The 2,224-nt window shown below is 74.2% G+C and carries 2 protein-coding genes and 1 pseudogene; 2 read left to right on the top strand and 1 reads right to left on the bottom strand.

The genetic code is table 11. From position 1 onward, the window contains the following. The coding region (locus tag QZX64_RS07520) for a hypothetical protein (RefSeq protein WP_295658055.1) at nt 1–456 on the top strand (456 nt) is incomplete at its 5' end. Continuing rightward, nucleotides 453–1,679: an acyltransferase gene (locus QZX64_RS07515; protein WP_295658054.1), complete on the top strand. Its 1,227-nt coding sequence runs from the start codon at nt 453–455 to the stop codon at nt 1,677–1,679. The genes QZX64_RS07520 and QZX64_RS07515, both read left to right, overlap by 4 nt. Here QZX64_RS07515 and QZX64_RS07510 read toward each other — a convergent pair. Then, nucleotides 1,565–2,224 (bottom strand): annotated as a pseudogene (locus QZX64_RS07510) (hypothetical protein); the annotation flags it as partial. The gene QZX64_RS07515 and the pseudogene QZX64_RS07510 overlap by 115 nt on opposite strands.

The following is a 2,224-nucleotide window of genomic DNA, read 5'->3' as shown; positions in this document are numbered from 1 at the left end:
CTCACCGGGCCCGACGTCTCGGTGCGAGCCTTCCTGCCCCTGCTGCAGAACGACGTCCGGTTTCCCCTCGCCAGCGGGCGCCTCGGCATCGTCGCGACCGACGGGAGGTTGCACCGGGTCCTCGTCCAGCCAGGTGTCGTCGCGAAGGAGGGCCCCCGCGAGGACTGCGGGTGGCTGGTCGGCCGATCAGGTCGTGACATCCCGCTGACGGGGCAGGCGTTCCCGTGGACGTGGTGGGTGCAGATCGGCTACCTCGCGTCCACCGACTCCGCGGTGACCGTCAGCGCCGGCGACAGCTCGACGGACACCGACGTCCGGCAGGGGCTCAACACCCTCTACGTCATGCTGGACGGGACGTTCGACGAGGTGCGCATCGACGGGCTCGACGACGGCGCCACGGTGTGCGTGGACACGGTGGTCGTGGGGCAGCCGGTGCCGGGAGAGGTGCTCGAGTGAGCAAGCGTGCCAAGCCGCGCGTCGAGCTGGCGCCGGAGTTCCCCGTGCTCGACACCATGCGCGCCGTCGGCGCCGTGGCCGTGCTCACCACGCACACCGCCTTCCAGGCGGGCGACTACCTGCGCCACGGCGTCCTCGGCTCGCTGCTCTCCCGCCTCGACATCGGGGTCGCCCTGTTCTTCGTGCTCTCGGGGTTCCTCCTCGCCCGGCCCTGGCTGGCCCGGGCGGCCACGGGGACGCCCCGGCCCGTCGTGCACCGCTACTACCGGAAGCGGCTGCTGCGGATCTACCCGGTCTATGTCGTGACGGTGGTCCTCGCCCTCACGCTGATCCCGGCCAACCGCGGCCGGACGGTCGGTGAGTGGGTCACGACGCTGCTCCTCGGCGACGTCTACTCCCAGGGCCGCCCGAACCAGGGGCTCACCCAGATGTGGAGCCTGTCGGTGGAGGTGGCGTTCTACGCCGTCCTGCCGCTGCTCATGCGGCTCGCGCTCGGGACGCACCGCGGCCTCCGCACCCGGCGGATCGCCGCCGTGCTGGCGGGCCTGGCGCTGCTCAGCGCATGGTGGCACCTCGACCTCGCCGACAAGATCGGCGCGCACACCTCCGGCAACCCGATGATGTGGCTGCCCGGCTACCTGGTGTGGTTCGCGGTCGGCATCGCCTTCGCGTGGGCCCACGTCGTCGGCCAGGCGTCGCGGCGGCCGCACCGGCTGGTGCGCGGGCTGTGGTCCCTGGGCTCGATGCCCGGTGTGTGCTGGGTGCTCGCCGGCGGGCTGATGCTCGTCGCGAGCAGCCCCGTCGCCGGGCCCACGCTCCTCTTCGTCGCGACGCCCGGCCAGTCGTTGACCAAGCACCTCCTCTACGCCGCGATCGCGGCCCTGGTGGTGCTCCCGGGCGTCTTCGGCCCGGCCGGGTCGGCGTACCGACGGGCCATGTCGTGGGCACCGCTGCGGCACCTGGGCCACATCTCCTACAGCGTCTTCTGCATCCACCTGCCGATCCTCTACGGCGTGATGGCGCTCACCGACTACCCGCTCTTCGGGGGCCACGGCCTGCAGATCTGGCTGCTGACGCTGGCCGCGACCCTGGTGGCCGCGGAGGTGCTCTACCGCGCGGTGGAGCTGCCCTTCATGCGCTTGAAGGAGATCGGCGGGCCGCGGCGACCGGAGGCACCCGCCGCCCCGCCGAGGAGGAAGCCGCACACCAGCACCACCAGGTAGTGCGGCCAGTCGAGGTAGCCCGCCCACTCATCGGCGCCTCCCCAGGGCCGGAGGGCGTACGCCGCGGCCGCCGGCAGCACGAAGGCCGCCAGCACCCACGGCGCCGAGTCGGGCGCCCGGCGTCCCAGGACCGCCGCGACCAGGCATCCCGCGAGCGCCAGCAGCAGGCCGGCCCAGCCCGCCAGCACCCCGCCCGCGACCGCGGCGACCCCCAGGACGAGCGCGAGCGGAGCGCGGGCCGCACCGACGGCGGGACGGTGCCCGTCGTCCCAGCGCCGGTCCGGCACGAGCGTGACGGCCGCCAGGCCGAGGAGGGCGAGAAGCCCGGTCAGCAGGCCGATCCGGTAGCCGCGGTCCGGGGTGAACACCGCCCGCACCTCGGCTCCGCCGGCGGCCACCCAGCCCTGCTGCCAGCCGTCGACGACGACGGGCTCGAGGGCCGCCCCCGCCTGCTCGGCCTCCCAGCCGGGGTTGGCGTTCTGCCGCAGGACCACGACGTCACCGGCCGCGAGCGGCCCCCGCACGTCGACCCTGCTGGGCGTCGG

This window comes from uncultured Nocardioides sp. (genome assembly GCF_902805925.1).
GTDB lineage: Bacteria > Actinomycetota > Actinomycetes > Propionibacteriales > Nocardioidaceae > Nocardioides.
The sequence above is the reverse complement of the archived record's forward strand: the minus strand, read 5'-3'. Positions and strand labels throughout refer to the sequence as shown.